This window comes from Acinetobacter sp. WY4 (assembly GCF_018438165.1).
In the GTDB taxonomy this organism is placed as follows: Bacteria; Pseudomonadota; Gammaproteobacteria; order Pseudomonadales; family Moraxellaceae; genus Acinetobacter.
In genome coordinates this window covers 2818677-2836700 of sequence record NZ_CP053947.1, presented here as the reverse complement: position 1 = coordinate 2836700, position 18024 = coordinate 2818677, and the positions used below count along the sequence as shown (strand labels likewise).

At 41.6% G+C, this 18024-nt stretch carries 16 protein-coding genes and 1 other RNA gene; 4 read left to right on the top strand and 13 right to left on the bottom strand.

Going from position 1 to position 18024, the window contains the following annotated elements; all coding sequences use genetic code 11:
* Positions 1 to 24 precede the first annotated feature (24 nt).
* The 7 genes from G4D73_RS13285 to G4D73_RS13255 all read right to left on the bottom strand — a co-directional run bounded on the left by G4D73_RS13285 (position 25) and on the right by G4D73_RS13255 (position 5658).
* On the bottom strand, positions 25 to 1041 hold the full coding sequence (locus G4D73_RS13285; RefSeq protein WP_213686954.1) for an HNH endonuclease domain-containing protein: 1017 nt from the start codon (positions 1039 to 1041) through the stop codon (positions 25 to 27).
* Positions 1034 to 1618 carry a class I SAM-dependent methyltransferase gene (locus G4D73_RS13280; RefSeq protein ID WP_213686953.1) on the bottom strand — a complete coding sequence of 195 codons (585 nt, stop codon included), beginning with the start codon at positions 1616 to 1618 and terminating at the stop codon, positions 1034 to 1036. Before G4D73_RS13280 ends, G4D73_RS13285 begins: the two co-directional genes overlap by 8 nt.
* Before the next feature lie 72 nt (positions 1619 to 1690).
* Entirely contained in the window at positions 1691 to 1921 is a 231-nt protein-coding gene (locus G4D73_RS13275) for a helix-turn-helix transcriptional regulator (protein ID WP_005096077.1), read from the bottom strand.
* 95 nt (positions 1922 to 2016) lie between these two features.
* Positions 2017 to 2916, bottom strand: coding sequence for a hydrolase or metal-binding protein (locus G4D73_RS13270; RefSeq protein WP_213686952.1), 900 nt, complete (start codon positions 2914 to 2916; stop codon positions 2017 to 2019).
* A 174-nt stretch (positions 2917 to 3090) separates the two neighbouring features.
* The gene (locus tag G4D73_RS13265) at positions 3091 to 4128 is read right to left on the bottom strand and encodes a YqaJ viral recombinase family protein (protein WP_213686951.1); all 1038 of its coding nucleotides are present in this window, start codon (positions 4126 to 4128) and stop codon (positions 3091 to 3093) included.
* 154 nt (positions 4129 to 4282) lie between these two features.
* Positions 4283 to 5326, bottom strand: a complete 1044-nt coding sequence (locus tag G4D73_RS13260) for a DUF932 domain-containing protein (protein WP_213686950.1) — start codon at positions 5324 to 5326, stop codon at positions 4283 to 4285.
* A 44-nt stretch (positions 5327 to 5370) separates the two neighbouring features.
* Positions 5371 to 5658: a hypothetical protein gene (locus G4D73_RS13255; RefSeq protein ID WP_213686949.1), complete on the bottom strand. Its 288-nt coding sequence runs from the start codon at positions 5656 to 5658 to the stop codon at positions 5371 to 5373.
* A 203-nt stretch (positions 5659 to 5861) separates the two neighbouring features.
* Between G4D73_RS13255 and G4D73_RS13250 the strand changes: the two genes are divergently transcribed.
* The gene (locus G4D73_RS13250; protein ID WP_213686948.1) at positions 5862 to 6329 is read left to right on the top strand and encodes a hypothetical protein; all 468 of its coding nucleotides are present in this window, start codon (positions 5862 to 5864) and stop codon (positions 6327 to 6329) included.
* A gap of 144 nt (positions 6330 to 6473) precedes the next feature.
* Here G4D73_RS13250 and G4D73_RS13245 read toward each other — a convergent pair whose 3' ends face one another.
* The 4 genes from G4D73_RS13245 to ssrA all read right to left on the bottom strand — a co-directional run bounded on the left by G4D73_RS13245 (position 6474) and on the right by ssrA (position 12620).
* Entirely contained in the window at positions 6474 to 7433 is a 960-nt protein-coding gene (locus G4D73_RS13245) for a YagK/YfjJ domain-containing protein (RefSeq protein WP_213686947.1), read from the bottom strand.
* Between the two features lie 381 nt (positions 7434 to 7814).
* Complete coding sequence (locus tag G4D73_RS13240; RefSeq protein WP_228305168.1) at positions 7815 to 10220, bottom strand: hypothetical protein; 2406 nt, start codon at positions 10218 to 10220, stop codon at positions 7815 to 7817.
* 719 nt (positions 10221 to 10939) lie between these two features.
* Positions 10940 to 12079 carry a tyrosine-type recombinase/integrase gene (locus G4D73_RS13235; protein ID WP_213686945.1) on the bottom strand — a complete coding sequence of 380 codons (1140 nt, stop codon included), beginning with the start codon at positions 12077 to 12079 and terminating at the stop codon, positions 10940 to 10942.
* 182 nt (positions 12080 to 12261) lie between these two features.
* Positions 12262 to 12620: a transfer-messenger RNA gene (ssrA, locus tag G4D73_RS13230) on the bottom strand.
* A gap of 130 nt (positions 12621 to 12750) precedes the next feature.
* Between ssrA and glpK the strand changes: the two genes are divergently transcribed.
* The gene (gene glpK, locus G4D73_RS13225; protein WP_213686944.1) at positions 12751 to 14235 is read left to right on the top strand and encodes a glycerol kinase GlpK; all 1485 of its coding nucleotides are present in this window, start codon (positions 12751 to 12753) and stop codon (positions 14233 to 14235) included.
* A gap of 80 nt (positions 14236 to 14315) precedes the next feature.
* Here glpK and G4D73_RS13220 read toward each other — a convergent pair whose 3' ends face one another.
* Entirely contained in the window at positions 14316 to 14813 is a 498-nt protein-coding gene (locus tag G4D73_RS13220; protein ID WP_004279290.1) for a thioesterase family protein, read from the bottom strand.
* 104 nt (positions 14814 to 14917) lie between these two features.
* Here G4D73_RS13220 and hemB point away from each other — a divergent pair, with 104 nt between their 5' ends.
* Both hemB and thiO read left to right on the top strand, forming a co-directional pair.
* Entirely contained in the window at positions 14918 to 15931 is a 1014-nt protein-coding gene (gene hemB / locus G4D73_RS13215; protein WP_004279288.1) for a porphobilinogen synthase, read from the top strand.
* Positions 15932 to 15946: 15 nt separating this feature from the next.
* A complete protein-coding gene (thiO, locus tag G4D73_RS13210) occupies positions 15947 to 17071 on the top strand; it encodes a glycine oxidase ThiO (RefSeq protein WP_213686943.1) in 1125 nt (374 codons plus the stop codon).
* Here the strand turns inward: thiO and G4D73_RS13205 are convergent.
* A complete protein-coding gene (locus G4D73_RS13205; RefSeq protein ID WP_213686942.1) occupies positions 17060 to 17965 on the bottom strand; it encodes a TIGR01777 family oxidoreductase in 906 nt (301 codons plus the stop codon). The two genes, thiO and G4D73_RS13205, sit on opposite strands and share 12 nt — an antisense overlap.
* Positions 17966 to 18024 lie beyond the last annotated feature (59 nt).

Below are 18024 nucleotides of genomic sequence, written 5' to 3'. Positions count from 1 at the left end.
TTTCGTCTTCTAATTTATAAGACTTTAGCTATTTATCACATTCCATTTAACATATTTATTTTCATTAGCTTGCCGATAAGCCCACTCTGCAACCTTATGTGACCGTTCTTTATCCGTTAGAAACCCCAACACAGAAATTCGATCCACAATAATCAAATCTTGATCTTCATTTCGATCTTTCCACTTATGCAAAAACTCATCAGATGCGAGTAGATTACTTTTCTTAGAATTACAGGTTAAATCAGCCAAAACAAAGTTATGCCCTGTGTCCGATGGATACATAGACCATGGAATGAAATGATCGACTGCATAATTACCCTTTTTCATTGGTTTATTACAGTAGAAGCATTTGCAGTCTTGTAGCTCGACTAAGACATTCGCTACAGCATTTAACTGATTTCGACTCGGCTCAAACATGAATTGTTCAAGATTTGGAAGCTTATTTAAAATAGGTGCATTAGTGCTGTTCTTACGAATGTAATCAATCCAACGTTTCTGACAAAGCTCTTCAATAATCTCGCTGAATTGGCGTAAGCAATACATGACTTGAGGCAAAAGAATGAGTTGCTTTCCACACTGATTAAGCTGATATAAAAACTCAAAATTTTGACCATTGATGTTTTGCAAATAACACACTGGCATGTCTTTGACCGTTCTTGCCACATCCTTTACTAGCTTCAACCACACTAGTGAATCTCGCCTTAGAAGCCCAAGAGATGAGTAGCTCTGCCGAAGTTTAATAATGCGATTCACAATAGCGGCTTGCTTACCATTGTTCTGATTTAAGATCAGTTGCCCTTCATCATTAAAGGTATATGGCACAGCCTGCTTCCAATACAGCTCAACAAACTTCTCCGCAATATCTATATACTCAAGTGTCAGACCGGTGCCTGTATCTTCACCTTTTTCAATCGCCAATCGACTCAGGCTAATCAGCAATGCAAATTTATAGGTACTGCTAAAACTACCCGACTGCAAAATCAGCTGAATATTTTTTAGGAATTTAAGCTGTTCCTGCGCCGTAGGAATAAAGTCAGACATGTTTTTTCCAAAGTAGATTGAGCCATTTTTCTTGTCGTTCAGGTCGCTGATCTATTGTGACCCACTGTTTGATCTGTTGAACATGATTAAACTGTTTTCGCAAAGCCTCTGCTTGTTCTTCATTCAAATCTGTAAACTGCCGACCATCCTTTTCTCGATCACTATCCCCATATTTGAAAGACATATAAAGCACACCATTTGGCTTGAGCGCACTCAGCAGTTTTCCAATCACCTCTTTTAAACGAGTACGCTCACAATGCAACAACGATGCGCAGGCCCAAATTCCATCATAAGTTTCATAGTCATCAACCTCATAAAAGCTCTTCCACTTAATAGGAATACCTGTAAGTAGAGATGCTTTTTTAACGAGTTCTTCGGAATAGTCTATTGCATCGACCTGATAGCCTTTATTTTTAAAAGCCAGAGTATCTCGTCCTGAGCCACAGCCAACGTCAAGAATCTTGGCACCTTCCTGCAGCTCAGCTAAAAATGGCTGATATAGGCTTTCCATATCAACTTCAAACGTTGAAGCTGTAAATTCTTCTGCCTGCTCATTGTAGTAGTCTATTGTTTTCATTACGGACACTTAGGCTAAAAGACATTTTTAGTCTACAAGAAAACAAAAAAATAAGGGAGCTAAGAGCATCCCTTATTCTCGACTCGCCAACTTACTTTCAATCCATTGATGGATCTCATAAGCTGACCAGCCGATACGATTTTGAGTAATTTTAACTTTCTTTGGAAAGGTTGGATCATAGTAAGGTGAGTCCTCATCCATCATCTCGTAGATGGTAGAACGCCCCACACCGACAAATTCTACGACCTGCTTAATGCTGATGAGTTGATTCATTTGAAATGTTTGACCGATAAACGCATTCATGAGGCTAGCTCCTAATCATTGATGCGAGCGGCTATTCGCTCAAATAATAGAGCTGGTCTGTAAAATTTAACGTTAGCTATCTTCTCTCTTCTCGCTTAATTCACAGCTCTTACACTTTGCTGCAACCCCTGCTGAATATCCTTTACAAACTCTTCAAGCGAAGCTTGTTGCTCCATCGCCCGGTTTTGTTCTTGTTCAGGGTAATATTCTTCCAGCACATCCAATCCTTCCTCTATATCTGTTTCAAATCGCGCATTCGCAAAACCCTTCCTTGCCGTAAAGTCCAAAGCCTCCTGATAAAATCCTGCCTGCTTGCTCTGTTCATCAATTTGCTTGGCTTGAGTAATGGCATCATTGAGACTAATCCCATCCCTTAAAGTTAGATCCACGTAATACACCGGCTGACGATAGCTTTGCGTGGTGCTTTTGCCTCTTAAAGTCAGTTGCAAAGGCAGACAAGACAATAAGCCTCCCGAAGCTGCATGGTAATAACTCAGCCGTGCAGCCAAAGTCCGAATACTGTTAAAGCCGGTGGTTCTAAAGATGAAGGTGCCAAATTCATCCGAATCATCTAAATTCACATGCAAACGCCCATATAGCTTGCAGTTACCTCCTTGAGCCAACTGACATAAATCTGGAGATGGACATGGATGCTGTTCCACCCCTTGATTGGTTAACCGCTGGCAGGTTTCACCATTGCCGACACAGACTGGCCGTCCGGTCTGACGGTCAAATAGGCTGTATTCTGCACGTAGGTTTAAGTCAGGATCATTGAAGATCATTCGGACGGGTATAGTTCTGAGTTTTTGATTAGGCGTATTGGCTCGAAGCTGTTCATCCAGGGGATGCTTAATCCATCCCTCTTTGCTTTGGATCTGGGAAGTAATGGTGAACTGATCATCCTTTTCAGGTAGGCGTTTGCCATTCTTTTCAACCATACGACCAATACTGATACGTCCCAGAGTCGGTGGTGTAATCGCTAAACCTTTAATCATTTTATTTTCCTCAATTTGATTTTTTACAGATCATCCAGCTTTGATGTAGATCACCTGATTCAATAAATATATATAGCTCGCTACAAAAGCCGCGACCGTATTGCCCTCTATTCCTAGCGAATGGAGGGCGGAGAATGGTTTTTGTGCATCGCTATTTAAATGGGCTGAAACAAGCTAGTCGGTATAGATGTTGAATCGACGACTGCCCTGCTTTTGAAGTGGGTAAAGTTCAATGAGTTCAGGCTGATGCTGAAGTAATGCTTTGGTATTCAGACTGATGGAATCCTTGGCTTTCTTCCAGACCACCGAGCCATGAGCAAAGGTGGCTCGTTCAGCGTCTTTCATCAGCATTTGGATGTGATGCTTCAACTGGTCAAAGCGTTCCTGCTTATGCTGAATCTCTTCCTTCATTTTGATGAGCTGATCGAACATCAAATTGGCATTTTCATTTTGTGAAAGATCTTCAACGCTTAGTGGGATATGCGCTGGATAGAGTTGCAGAATCGCTTTGGCTGCGGATTCACTGGCATCCACAGATGGTGGAGTATCATTTTCTACACACTCCCAGAAATAACGCTCTGCCTGAATGATGTGTTGAATGACTGATTCAGAACGGCTGACTTTAAAAATCTTGGTTTCATGCCCACAGATCAGAACACAGACATGCGCTGCCTGTTTACCTGTGACTGCAAGTTGATGCTGCACCTGACACAGTACGTATAAAGGTACTCCATCACGCCATAGTCGGGCACCATGTTCCCCAGCAGTTTTACACTCCAGGATCTGTACGTCATCACTACCCACCACGGCATAATCCAAGTTGGCCAACATAAAAGACTTATCTGGATCGGGATGCTGAAGCACGGCATTGATTCTGCGTACCTTGTTATTGGTATGTATGCTGTAGTATTCAGCTACCAATGGCTCTAGCTGCTTGCCCCAATAGAGTGGAGCGATACCTGAACTTTCATCTTCAATCGATTGTTTGACTCGCCCTGTCTTGATCATCCAAAGTTCGAGCATCGACATATAGGGGTTCAATCCACAGGCTGCTGCACAATCACTACTGCCAATGCCTTGTCTTCTGACTTCAAGCCAGTCAGATTGAGTCATATTTTTGGTATTGACCAAGCGTTTTGCTGTAAACAGTTTTGGGGCATTAAAGGGTTTGCTGGCTTGTTGAATGGATGGGTTTAATATTGCTGTATTCATAGCTTGCTTCCTCATTTTATATGGATGGTGGCAAATAAAGGGCATAAAAAAACCACACCCGAAGATGTGGTTTAATTATTTTTAAAATGTAAATTTATCTTTAGAATCGAAAGGATAGATCTAACTTTCCATTGCAAAAACTTAACCTTCTACGCTATGACACCATGCGTAAAGCCTGTTCTAGTCCACGTTGCTTGATCGCTGCTCCTGCACCAAACCAAGCTGAATCGAGTCGATGATCTGTACTCATGGCACGACGCTCGTGATCAATAAACTCCGTAATCGAACAGAGTAATCCGTAAGCGGTATCCTTAGACGATGAAAGTGTTGCACCACGCCCCTGACCATTAAACATCTCCATTGCTTTAGTCATCGCCTTGGCATTTGGCTCAGCTTTTTCCTTGGCATTTGCCTGTGCTGCCTGAGTTGCAACATCACGGTAGAACTGAATAATATTTTCTTCCTGATCTGCAATGCTCATTGTGGTGTTATTAAATACCGCATCAAAGTAGGCTGCGGCTTCAGACTGGGTAACTTTACGTTGACTGAGCTGTTTCATCTCATACATGTGTTCATCCCATGCACGAACTGAAATACCCAATTGCTGTTTGACCTTATCTGCATCAAACTTGGTGCTATGCGGAACTTTCACTACACCTGCACTACTGTTCTGACCACGTAAAGCAATCGCCAAAGTGTTGTTGCAGACGACACGAATAGAAGTAAATTGTGCTGTTGTGGCAAGCGTACCGTCACATGCAGTTGCAAGAAGAATATAGCCATTACTGACATCCTTTCCCTTGAGTGCTGAACTTTGTCCTGTCCGTGCCAATGCCCAAAATTTCTTGCCGCCTTTAAGCACACCTGCGGTTTCCAACTCAAAGCCTGATTGTTCAGTTAGATCACGATAGAACTCCAAAATCTCGCGAGGTTGGACTTCCTGAAAACGTTGACTGACAACTGATAAGGGTGCATGGGTATCAGAACGGTACAGTACGCGCTGTTCTTCATACGGCATGATGATGCTTTGCCCACGTTCATTCTGTGCCATATAACTGACATTAGATGACTCGATACGCCAGTCCATTCCTGCCTGCTGTGCCCAGACTTCAATCGGTTGGTTTTGACTCAGTTGATTCCCTAGTCCATGCCAAGGGGTTTCACCGACATAAGCCATTTGTTCAAGTTGATGTGCCATGGTTTTATTCCTTTTTAAAATAATGTTAAAAATTGGATCTGTTCTTAATTCAAATATTGAATGGGGAACTTTTGGTAGCAGTTATGACAGAAGCACAAACTTTTCTGCGAAGGTGTGCTTTGCTCTGTAAATGAATTAAACAAACCACCGAGTACAGTCCCTGCAATTCCTCCAATGATGGGAGGCAAGTTCAATGACTTCGCAACAGTTGTGCCTAAGGCACCTAATGCTGCGGGTGATGCAAAATTTGATAATGTTGAATTTGCTTGTTGTATGTTTGCTTCAACAATCATGATGTCGGTTGAATGACAAAAAGGGCAATTCAAGCTCATGACTCGACTCCTAAATTCAGGGCATAAAAAAGCCTGCACGATGGCAGGCTTTAATTTCATATTTTCATGTGTACTCAAAAGAGCTTCATGATTCTCATTAGGATGTTATATACTTGAAATAATTTAGAATAGGATTCAATTTAATCGTTGATTTGTTATATAAAATCAGTACGATAAAAAAATACAAAATTGGCTTTAAAATTATGACACACATTCGAATTTCAGATTTTTGTGAAAAATATGGCTTCTCTTCACATCAAATCAGACATGTCACTCGTTCAGGAAAATTAGCTAAAATTACCGATGGCGTCATTGATGAAGAACAAGCTCTACAAGCCTTAGCAAACACTCAACCAAAAATGAAGGGGGTAATTACACTACAAAATGAAGTAACTGAATTAAAAAAACAATTGCAGAGTACACTTGATCTGAAAAACTATTATGAGGCAGAGCTTAATAAGCTTGGGATATTTCCAGCACAAATAGCTAAAATTTCACTTCACCCTGAAACGATGAAAGATTCAAGTGATCATCCAACTTTGTCTCAGGAGTGGATGAAAGATCAAATGCAACAAATACCTGAATCTGAAAGAATGTTTAAAGCCCGTAAAGTACCGATTCCTCCAGAGGCTTTTACTTCTAGCCTTCCAGATAAAAATAATAGTTTTTGATTCAATCATAATGCCGTGGTGATCAGGTAATTGAAGCTTAAATGATTACAGATCAAGGCAATGTGAATTTGTCATTTTGATATCAGATTTCACAATATAGAGAACACATCTAATGTATTGTGTTCTCTATTGAAAATTCAATATTTATAAACCTCTTCGATTTTTCGAATTAACTACTCCCTTACCAAAACTACGCATATTGGCTGAATCCTTTACTCTCGGATGTTGCTGCTCTTTTTCACCATTCACCAGATAAGGGACAACATAGTTAAGAAAGTTATAGACTTCACTGGCATTGTTACGATGAATCATACCAATTCCTAATGTTCCCATTGCTTCATAGATGGCTTTATAGTCGGAATGGTTACAGTTAAAAATATAACCATATCCGTGTGTAATCTGCTTCCAGCACTCACCTACCCACTGCCCCATTTCAAAACCACATTGATGCATATTTCCATCGTACATAAGCAAAAGATGGCAATGGTAGCCCTTACTAACCCCATGCTCTAATGCCCATGCATAACCATATAACCCACTAAAACAAGTATCTTGATCGGCTATACGCCGAAGCAATATGTCTAAAGCTTCATTAAATGCATGAATATTGTATAAGGCTTGATATTCCTGAAGAATGGATAAATCCACTCGAACCACCAACGTTCTCGCATAATGATGAATGAGTGTGGATGTATAATCAAAAAGGCTAAGTTGGTTCTTTAATTCACGTTGTTGATAATCGATCAGTTGCTGTTTTACACAGCCTGATAATGACTGGATGTAAGTCAAAATATGCCAGACAGTCATCTCATCAAAATACACAATAGAATCATAATCTGTCTGTTGAATCTGTCTGAGTGTGTAATCAATGGTCTTCACAACCTCAATGAATATCAATACTGAATTACAATAGGAAAAATCCGCATTATAGATTGGCTTAAATGACGGAATTAGTTTTTGTAGGTCTATCATCAGGTTTTGATGATATAAATTATAACTACCCAAGCAAACCTCTTGAATGAAATGGTCTACTCCTGCCAATACTTCTGCTTCATGATAAAGCTCACCATATTGAATATTTTGATATGGAACTTTTTGGTACATTTAGGTTCTCACTGAAACATAAGGTTCATATCTAAGTGAGAGATGTAAAATTTTACTGATCATGACTCTGTAGCAGGATGTTGTAGTCATCCTGCTTAGCTGAATAGGTTCATAGACTTTGAAACATACTATAGGGTTAGTTCTGAATATTTTAACACTGTGTCATTGATACATGATGTATAGCCCATTTGAGTATGGGCTATACTGTGCTAAGTGAATCACATACTCACTTAACTAGATAAGATATTGTTTATGTTTAATATATTATTTATATTTAATAATATATATTACCTGTTAAGCAAGTCACTCTGAACTAACCATTGCACCGCAGTTCCATACAGCGAGAACAACAGAAATATGGGAATGTTGCAGAAGCTAAACTTATGCCTTAGCTTTGGTTTTAACTTTAGATTTAACTGTCGTTTTAGTCACACTGCCCTTCACTAAAACTTTAGGGACTCGTACAGTAGCTTGTCGCTCATACAGCTCAATAAAACTATAATAATTTACCAATACTTCAAAGACCTGCTTTCGCCTTGACTGATCACCGATCTCAAGTAAAAAAGATTGCTGATTCATCTCAGGAACAGATGACATCAATGGAACAATGTTGAATGATGTTTTGTACCCATCCTGCTGAACAGAATCCATTTGGCTTTTCCACATCTCCCCAAATAAACGATCCATATCTTTCAGCTCCTCATACTTCCTCGCATCAAAAACTAAAATGAGATCCAGATAAGTATGCTGTCCACCATCTTCCCGCCATGCTCCAAAATATCCTGTCATACTGGATATGGGTTTCCGTCTGCGGTTACGTAAAAACATTTCAGTGATGTTTTTTGAAAAAATCTGCTGATTGACTTCCGCCCCATTTGCCCCCAGTCCAAAATGAACTCGATAGAGAGTACATTCTCTTTTCAGTAAACTTTTAACGTACGTCTGCAAGCTTTTCAGTCTGAGTTCACACTTCTTATAACAGGCTTCAATATGATCATTTGTAGCAATGACCTCATCACCCACATTAACAGCTTGGACATAGTCCACATATTCGACAGCTTCAACGACCGTTCCATTGCTATTTGTTGTTGGCACGTCCAAGTTCACTGTTACTGAATGCCGCACCTGTTTCCAGATTTTCACATTCAGCTTAGACTGCCTGATATTCGAGCGGTAATCCCGTCGAAGTTGTTTAACCAGCGCATTAAATCGTTCAGCACCTTGCTTACTGGTTTTTGCAGCCAATTGTTGCTCTACCTGCCAAAGATTCGCATTCTTTAAAAAGAACTGCACGTTGATATTCAACCGAGATAAGTAAGGGCTCGCACTTAACAAGTGTAAGTCAGGCAAGTTACTGAATATCCATAACAACTGATGACCTATACGTGTTATTGAACGCTCGATTTCTTCAGCAGACAACTCAACATTTCCTAGTCGTATTGGTAGATTAAATGCACCGACTGTAGTATCCATCACAGTCGCCATAAACATTTCTATATTTTGAATGAGACCTATAAAATTTGGAAAATCATCTAGCTGAATTGATAACTCACGATTAAAAATTTGCGAAATCTTAAGTCTATTTTTTGCTATGACTGGTAGATGACGAACACTCCATATTTTATCATCCTCATAGCACACCAAATCCTGAAAAGATTTTCTCCCCATCATAGTCAGGTCAACAGGAAAATTACGTTCATCTAAAAGCCCAGAGGAATACCAGTATTGATTGATATTGTAATTTTGATTATTGAGGATATATTGAAATTGAATGACTTCATCTACATTCTGAAAAAAACTCAGAATCCAATATTTAAAATCCTTTATTTTTCGTTTATCTGTTGATTTCATTACTCCATCAATTGCATCTTTTTTCAACTCCTGAGCCAGCTGTTTCCCCCAGTGATGAATATGAAAAGGGCGACCAATTAAAAGCTTTTTCAACTCGGATTCAAATTTCTGAATGATTCTCTCAGCCAACTGCTCTTTTTTATTACTCAATATGAGAACAACATTGAGGTTCAATCCTGATACTAAGTCATGTTCCGTCTTGGTCATCATAAACAAGAGACCCGCAGTACCTGTTATCACCTGCTGTAACTGTGGGATACGCATCAATCGATCTTGAATAAACCCATGATCGTCAACCATTTCACTTGACTTGAATGGAAGCTGAATATTTAAGGACAGGCAATAAAGTGATTGATATCTTTCCAGCAAGGTATCAAAAAGCTGCTCCGTTGTGACTTGAGGTGGTAGCGCTGGAATAACATAATTCGGAAGAAAGCTGGTTGTACTTAAATATTGCTTCAACCACAGTACAACGTTTAAATACGTATGATGCTGAAGATGTGTACCGCTACTGACTGCTGTTGACGGTAGCAAAGTCACATTTGTATTTAAAGGTGAATACAGGTACGGCTGATGATCATTTAAATATGATGGCGATTGATTCAGAGCATTCAGCATAAACCAAACTAAATACAGTTCATTGCCAATTTTAAGATAGGGCATCATCAGTGCATTCAGATCACAACTTAAACCTTCGATCTCTTGTCTGGCACACACCCAACTTGTTGCCGTACTGTTCATTAAATTGTTCTTAAACTGATCCAAAGTCAAAAAAGAATTTTGCTCAACCAAACACCATAAATACTGCAACTTTTCTAACTCATCCAGCAGATGTTTAGCCTGCTCAACACCACTCACACCTTCCTCATAAGAAACAATCATTTTTATTTTTTTAAATTTTAATACATGAAATATATCTGCAACATTAATTTTCAATTTATTCCAGCTAAAAGTGTCTAAAATGCTTATGTATCGCTGTTGTTTCATAATTTTTAAATGTATTATTACACGTATTAATTAAATTATATCTCGTTATCAAGAGATAAAAATACAATTAAAAAATATTATTTGTATTCTATAGATTCAATAATCCTCTTTATTTTTATAAAAATACAACTTTTAGATATATTAATTTTCATTCATTATCGACAAAAAAAAGCAGAAGCCTATGCTCCTGCTTTTAAAATATTATCCTGCCTCAAGCCCTACCTTTAATCCTGAATTTTCACCACAATAAAATTCACTACCAAACCCAGCAAGTCATGGATTAAAGATACGACTTCGAAGCCATCTCACCCGATGTATAAACTCCTTCCTAAAAAAACAGCCTCAGAAAATATCCTTTCTTAATATTTCCAATAAGATTTCGGGTTGATTTCTAAGCTCATGAATGATCGTTTCATCCATATAGTCAATATTTTTATATGATATTTCGCAACCAAATGCCCTTAATACAACTGAGGGTTTTGCGATTCAAGAATATAATTCAGCTTTGTAAGCTCATATTGTGTAGAAGATATCCCTTCTATTATTGTGAGTAATCAAAATCCTAATGGTGTACCAAAAAGCATCTTGAATTTTCATAAAAATCTAAGAGCCATGAATAAACATCAAGTCCATCCTGTCTTATCTGACGAAAAAAAGGATAACTAGTACTAATCATTCAGCCATGAATTTACTATATTTCCATACCACTCCATCAACCTTACTCGTTCATCCCAGTACTGAGCTCGGTTATAGGCCGAACGAATTCTATTCTGGGGAACATGAGCAAGCTGGCGCTCAATGGCATCTGGATTAAACAGATTAGATTCGTTTACGACTGTACTGAATAGAGATCTAAAACCATGTGTGGTCATCCGACCAGCATAGCCCGAACGCTTGATCACAGCTAAAATAGACTCGCTACGCATAGATTCTTTGTTATTTAAACGATGTGGAAAAAGCAGTTCCTGATTATGAGTAAGTCTCAATGCCTGAAGCTCAGCAATCATCATTTCCGTCAACGGTACACGATGCGGAAGTCTGTTCTTCATTCGTTCTTCAGGGATATCCCACTTACGCCCTTCCAGATCAAATTCTTTCCAGCGCGCTTGCAGCAACTCACTAACCCGAACGCCTGTCAGCATGATCAGAATAATGGCATGATGTGTTTGAGCATCACTTGGATATGCTCTTATCTTCCTTAAAAATTCAGGCATTTCAGAGGCAGTAAGCGAAGCCAGGTTTTTGACTCTTTTGTTCTTGAGAGCATAAACAAGATCACCTGCCGGATTATCATAGCGGTATCCATGGGCAATGGCATACTTCATGACCATGCCACAGCGAGACAAGGTACGTTTTGCAATTTCAAGCGAACCTCTTGCCTCAATCTTCTTAATGATTTGCAGAATCTCAGGAGCCTGAATCTGATTAATACGCTTATTAGCAAGAGCAATATAAAGCTCATCCAATGAAGCTCGTACATTACTGATATGTTTGGATGACCAGGTTTCTTTTTGATTATTAAACCAATCTTCTGCAACTTCTTTGAAATAGGGCTTTAAGTCTTCATGCAATACTGAACGTGAGTATCTATGCTTAAGCTCATATGCAAGTTCCCTTGCCTTTTTTAAACTTAAATCCGGATATGGGCCAAGCGATTCAGACTTACGTTCACCATGGACAGTGACGCGCACATTCCAATATTTTTGACCTTTGGTGGTAATGATTAGAGATAAACCATGTGAATCTGAAAGACGATACTGTTTGTCTTTCGGCTGTGCTTTTCTGCATTCAGTATCTGTAAGTGGCATGTCGATTACCCATAATTGATGTATTAATTTCTGGGTAAATTTTCCCAATATTTACCCACAAAGAGCAAATATGGGGTCAAATGAGATCAGACAATATCGGACAAACAGGCATAAAAAAAAGCCTCTAAACGTTGAGTTTAAAGGCTTTTTTATATTCCGACGGATTACTTCGGAAAGAATTTTGGTGGAGGTGGCGGGAGTTGAACCCGCGTCCGCCAGCACTACACTCGAGAATACTACATGCTTAGATATCGTCTATTGTTTTAACTCTTTGTGACCCGACGAACAGGGTACAAATCGCGATCCTCTTAATTTAGTACAAAGCCCCGAGGCTTGGCTTTATACGGACTTGTGTGCGTGCGCTTCAGTCGGACTCTCTAACCACAAGTATTCGGAGAGGCGGACAAGCTGCCCTTAGGCAGCTAGAGCGTATGATTCGTCGTTTGCGACTAAAAAATGCAAATTTGATTTACGAGAGAAAATGCGCTCTCGGCATGCATCTATGAGTTTCATCACCAGCGTCGAAGCCAGAAACACCCCCAAAGTACAAGGCAATCATAGCATAAATGTCAAAAATTACGATGTATTTTCTGAACATTTACACAACTTGATGCGCTTAATTACATTATTGCGCTAATATTTTACTTTTCAAGCCAAATAACAGAAAAATTATGAGCTATTTACTGGCACTAGATCAGGGAACTACGTCAAGTCGGGCCATTATTTTTAATGAACATGGACAAGTTCAGGCAACGGCTCAACGTGAAACGCATATCCACACCCCACATTCGGGCTGGGTGGAACAGGATGCTCAAGAAATCTGGAGCTCACAGATTGCCGTGGTACAACAAGCTTTGGCGACTGCAGGTATTCTGGCAAAAGATATTAAAGCCCTTGGCCTGACTAACCAGCGCGAAACGACCGTAGTCTGGGATCGTAGAAACGGCAAACCGCTCGCTCCGGCAATCGTCTGGCAGGACCGTCGTACATCTGACTGGTGTAACCGGCTGATTGAACAAGGCCTGATGTCCAAAATTCAGCAAAAAACCGGCCTACGGATTGATCCTTATTTTAGTGCGGGAAAATTAGTCTGGTTTTTAGAGCATGTTGAGGGAATACGGCCACTCGCTGAACAAGGCCATGTGGCATTTGGTACTATCGATAGCTGGCTGATCTGGAATCTGACCCAAGGCGCAGAGCACGTCATTGAAGCCAGTAACGCTTCTCGTACCATGTTGATGAATCTGCAGCAACAGTCGTGGGATGAAGAGCTACTCGAGCTGTTTAATATCCCTGCTTCGGTCTTGCCGAAAATTATCTCTTCTGATTGTTATGTCGCTGACACTGCTTCTGGCTTACTTGGGGCCAATATTCCCATTACCGGAATTTTGGGGGATCAGCAGTCTGCACTCTTTGGCCAGTCCTGTTTTGAGGTGGGCAGTGCTAAAAACACCTATGGTACTGGCTGCTTTATGCTGTTCAATACCGGACATAACATTCAGCTTAGCCAGAACAAGCTGCTTTCTACTCTCGCCTGGCAAGCCCAGGGCCAAACTACCTATGCGCTCGAAGGCAGCGTATTTATGGCTGGTGCTGTAGTGCAATGGTTACGCGATGGCCTCGGAATTATTCAAAAAAGCAGTGATGTGGAAAAACTGGCGCATCAGGTCGAGCATAGTGACGGCGTGGTTCTGGTTCCCGCATTTACCGGACTGGGCGCGCCGCATTGGGATAGTGAAGCACGTGCCTTACTCTGTGGCATGTCACGCGGTACGACCAAAGCGCATATCGCTCGTGCCGCATTAGAATCAATCGCCTTTCAGGTATCGGATGTGCTCAGTGCGATGCAATCTGATATTGCACATCCCCTTAAAGAACTGCGGGTTGATGGTGGTGCCAGCAGCAATGACATGCTGATGCAATTTCAGGCCGATATTCTGAATGTACCGGTACTGCGTCCGAAAATGCTGGAAGCTACTGCTTGGGGCGCGGCCGCTATGGCCGGATTAAAAGCTGGCGTATTTTCAAACCTGGATGAAATTTCCCAGTCCTGGCAGCTGGACCGTGCTTTTGAACCCAAAATGCAAAATGACGAAAAAGAAATGCATTTAGCCAAATGGCAAAATGCCTTGAAACGGGCTAAATCTGATCTCTAAATCCTCTAGGTTCATATTTGATCATTATAAAAAAAGCACTGTTAAACAGTGCTTTTTAACTTTCTCAATTCACGATTTCATTAATAGGCATAAGACGCAATCGCTGTTGCAATCGCTTTATCTTCATCATTGACCATGGTCATGCGCATGGTGCAGCCCTTACGCCCCAAACGTAAGGTTTCTGCACGTGCAATAAAATATTTGCCACGTCCAGGCGCCAGATAATCCACCCGCATATCGACCGTCGCCAGACGCGATACCTTTTTAATAGTCTCGGCAATGGTTTCCGGTTCGGCTTTTTTATACAGTTCGCCCATAGCCACAATACCACCGACACTATCCAGTACAGTTGCAGCCAGACCGCCATGCAGAATCTGGAAAGCCACATTACCAATCATGAAATCCTGCATTTCAACATAGGCCTCAATCTGGCCCTCGACCACCCGCATGGTCATGCCGTTATAGTTAAAAAAAGGAGAGCTATTAAAAGCATGTACCAGCTGGTTCAGGACTACATCAATATCCACTTTCGAGCCCGGATGTATATTACCTGTCCAGTTTCTCTCTGTCTTACTCATCACTCTGCCCGAATCCACCACAATAAAAACCGCTAATTTATGCCCAAAAATTTGAGTTAGGGCTACAATAGAGGCCTAGTTTAATACTGATTACTGAGATTTTTATGACTTATACGTTCAATCGTCCCGCATTTCCTGCAACTCGCATGCGTCGTATTCGTAAAAATGAACATTTACGTTCGATGGTTCGTGAAACCCATCTCGCGGCAGATCATCTCATTTATCCAGTATTTGTCCTGCCAGGACAAAACCAGACCCAAGATATTCCAAGTATGCCGAATATCCAGCGCCTGTCAGCGGACTTGTTGTTAAAAAAATCAGAACGTCTGCTGGAACTCGGTGTCAATAAACTGGCGCTATTCCCCGTCACCCCACAAGAAGATAAAAGCCTGACTGCAGAAGCTGCGTGGCGTGAAGATGGTCTGGTACAAAACACCTTGCGTTTATTGAAAAAAGAACTGCCAGAAATGGTGCTGATTACTGACGGCGCATTAGACCCGTATACCACACATGGTCAGGATGGCATTATTGATGAGAACGGTTATGTCTTAAATGATGAAACGGTCGAGTGCCTGATTAAACAGGGCTTGAGCCATGCCGAAGCCGGTGCAGATGTGTTTGCTCCAAGTGACATGATGGATGGCCGGATCGGTGCGATTCGTCAGGCCTTTGAAAAAAATGGTCATATCTATACCTCCATCATGGCCTATTCAGCCAAATATGCATCAAGTTTCTATGGTCCGTTCCGTGATGCAGTCGGTTCTGCCAGCAATTTAAAAGGCGGCAATAAATACAATTACCAGATGGATGTCGGTAACCGTGCTGAAGCCCTGCATGAAATTGCGCTGGATATTCAGGAAGGTGCAGACATGGTGATTGTTAAACCGGGCATGCCTTATCTGGATATCGTCCGCGAAGTCAAAGACACTTTTGGCGTACCAACCTTTGTCTATCAGGTCAGTGGCGAATACGCGATGCTGGCTGCGGCAATTCAAAATGGCTGGTTATCTGATAGCGTCATTTTAGAATCATTGATGAGCTGTCGTCGTGCCGGTGCAGATGGTATCTGGACCTATTTTGCTGAAGAAGCTGCGCTTAAACTGAAAGACATGAAGTAAAAGGATTTCGGCGCAATGCATATTGCCATTGTCGGCGCTGGCATCACCGGTTTGATGTCGGCGCTGGAACTGCTTGAACAGGGATGTTCTGTTACCCTTTTTGATCAACAGGCCGCCGGACAGGCTGCATCCTGGGCTGGAGGAGGAATCCTTTCCCCGATGTATCCGTGGCGTTATCCCGCTGCTGTAAATGCTCTGGCTCGACATGCCAAACCCATGTATCAGGACTGGAATCAAAAACTGCAACCTTTCACTGGCATCGATTTCCAGATTCATGAAACAGGTATGCTGATTTTTGATGAATCCGATTTTGAAATCGGTTTAAGTTATGCCAAAACACATCAGGATCCGCAGCAACAGGCAGAATTGCTTGATCAGGCTAAACTGCAACAGATCAATCCAAGAATTAATCAGAGCAAATTCAAGCAGGCGATTTATTTCCCTGAACTGGCCAATATCCGTAATCCGCGACTGTTACAGTCGCTCATCAGTTACTTAAAGCAGCATCCGCGTGTCACCTGGCAAGAAAACTGTAAAATCACGCGCCTCAATATCCAGCAAAGCTGTGTAAAAAGTATTGTAGATAAAAATGGCCAGGTTTTTCAGGCGGACCAGTTTGTGATCGCCACCGGAGCATGGTCGCAACACTGGTCACAGCAACTTGGTTTGGAAATTCCGGTACAGCCGGTTCAGGGCCAGATGCTGCTGTTTAAAACGCCAGAAAACTGGCTGCCGACCATGTGCATGCATAAGGTGATGTACCTGATTCCACGTCAGGATGGACATGTTTTATGTGGTTCCAGTATGCGTCAGGTCGGTTTTAACACCTCGCCTTCTAGCGAAATCCGGCAGGATATTTTACAGGCGTGTATCGAGATGGTACCGGAACTGGCAGATTTTCCGCTGGTCAAGCAATGGGCCGGATTAAGACCCAGCTCACCCGATGGTATTCCCTATATTGGCAAAATTCCCAAGCTACACAATGCTTGGGCCAATTTTGGACATTTCCGGAATGGTTTATGCATGGGGCCGGCATCAGGCAAACTACTCGCTCAACTCATCCTTAAACAAATGCCAATCGTTGATCCAGCTCCTTATGATCCTGTCCGTTTATTAGAGCCCAGTCGTTTAGTGCTTTAGAATATTGCTCAGTGCTTCTTTCAGGGTTGGATAATGAAACTGGAATCCAGCCTCCTGCAAGGCTTTGGGCTGTACATACTGACCGTTTAATACCAGTTGTGACTGTTCTCCCAGCATCATTTTCAGACTGCATGCGGGTAGTGGAAGTAAGGGTTTGCGCTTCAGAATCTGGGCCGCAGTTCGTGCAAACTGGGCCTGACTGCTTTTTTCTGGCGCGACCACATTAAAGATCTGCTTGGTTGTATCCTCAAGCATCAAGAATTCAATCGCACGCAGCACATCCTCTAGATGCACCCAGGTCACTGGCTGACGTCCATGACCAATCCGTCCAAACAGATTCAGCTTAATCGGCAATAGCATCTGCGGAAGAATCCCACCACCTTTGCCAAACACCACCGCAAAGCGAACAATCTTGGTGTTCTGGTTAGTATAGGACAAGGCCAGCTGCTCCCACTTCGCACAGAGTTCGGACATAAAAATATCTTGTGGCGGACTTTGCTCCGTGCAGACCTGTTCCCAACGCTCTGTCGGATCAATGCCATAATAACCAACGGCCGATGTTGAAATAATCCGTTTCGGCCTAAGCTGATTTTTTTCTAAATAATCAAATAACTTTTTGGTAATGTCTAAACGGCTATCTAGCAATTTCTTTTTACGCGCTGCCGTCCAGCGGCCTTGCCCAATGCTTTCGCCAGCCAGATTGACCACATAATCAATCTGATGCTGTTTTAATTCATCCAGCTGATTGATCCAATGGAAGTCCGGATGTGGTTCATGTTTATTTTTCTGACGGGTCAGACCAATCACCCGATAATCCCGTTCCAGTAAAAAATGCACGAGATGACTGCCAATAAAACCACTCGCTCCCGTCACCAGCACTACAGGTTTATACATTAGTCATTCTTCGCCTTATTATTTTCTTGGTTTAAATTATACGCCACTCATCTTCAGCT

Bases quoted from the DNA above. Each gene is read 5' to 3' on its own strand.
- G4D73_RS13285 (WP_213686954.1), bottom strand. From the start codon at position 1,041: ATGTCTGACTTTATTCCTACGGCGCAGGAACAGCTTAAATTCCTAAAA.
- G4D73_RS13280 (WP_213686953.1), bottom strand. From the start codon at position 1,618: ATGAAAACAATAGACTACTACAATGAGCAGGCAGAAGAATTTACAGCT.
- G4D73_RS13275 (WP_005096077.1), bottom strand. From the start codon at position 1,921: ATGAATGCGTTTATCGGTCAAACATTTCAAATGAATCAACTCATCAGC.
- G4D73_RS13270 (WP_213686952.1), bottom strand. From the start codon at position 2,916: ATGATTAAAGGTTTAGCGATTACACCACCGACTCTGGGACGTATCAGT.
- G4D73_RS13265 (WP_213686951.1), bottom strand. From the start codon at position 4,128: ATGAATACAGCAATATTAAACCCATCCATTCAACAAGCCAGCAAACCC.
- G4D73_RS13260 (WP_213686950.1), bottom strand. From the start codon at position 5,326: ATGGCACATCAACTTGAACAAATGGCTTATGTCGGTGAAACCCCTTGG.
- G4D73_RS13255 (WP_213686949.1), bottom strand. From the start codon at position 5,658: ATGAGCTTGAATTGCCCTTTTTGTCATTCAACCGACATCATGATTGTT.
- G4D73_RS13250 (WP_213686948.1), top strand. From the start codon at position 5,862: ATGACACACATTCGAATTTCAGATTTTTGTGAAAAATATGGCTTCTCT.
- G4D73_RS13245 (WP_213686947.1), bottom strand. From the start codon at position 7,433: ATGTACCAAAAAGTTCCATATCAAAATATTCAATATGGTGAGCTTTAT.
- G4D73_RS13235 (WP_213686945.1), bottom strand. From the start codon at position 12,079: ATGCCACTTACAGATACTGAATGCAGAAAAGCACAGCCGAAAGACAAA.
- glpK (WP_213686944.1), top strand. From the start codon at position 12,751: ATGAGCTATTTACTGGCACTAGATCAGGGAACTACGTCAAGTCGGGCC.
- G4D73_RS13220 (WP_004279290.1), bottom strand. From the start codon at position 14,813: ATGAGTAAGACAGAGAGAAACTGGACAGGTAATATACATCCGGGCTCG.
- hemB (WP_004279288.1), top strand. From the start codon at position 14,918: ATGACTTATACGTTCAATCGTCCCGCATTTCCTGCAACTCGCATGCGT.
- thiO (WP_213686943.1), top strand. From the start codon at position 15,947: ATGCATATTGCCATTGTCGGCGCTGGCATCACCGGTTTGATGTCGGCG.
- G4D73_RS13205 (WP_213686942.1), bottom strand. From the start codon at position 17,965: ATGTATAAACCTGTAGTGCTGGTGACGGGAGCGAGTGGTTTTATTGGC.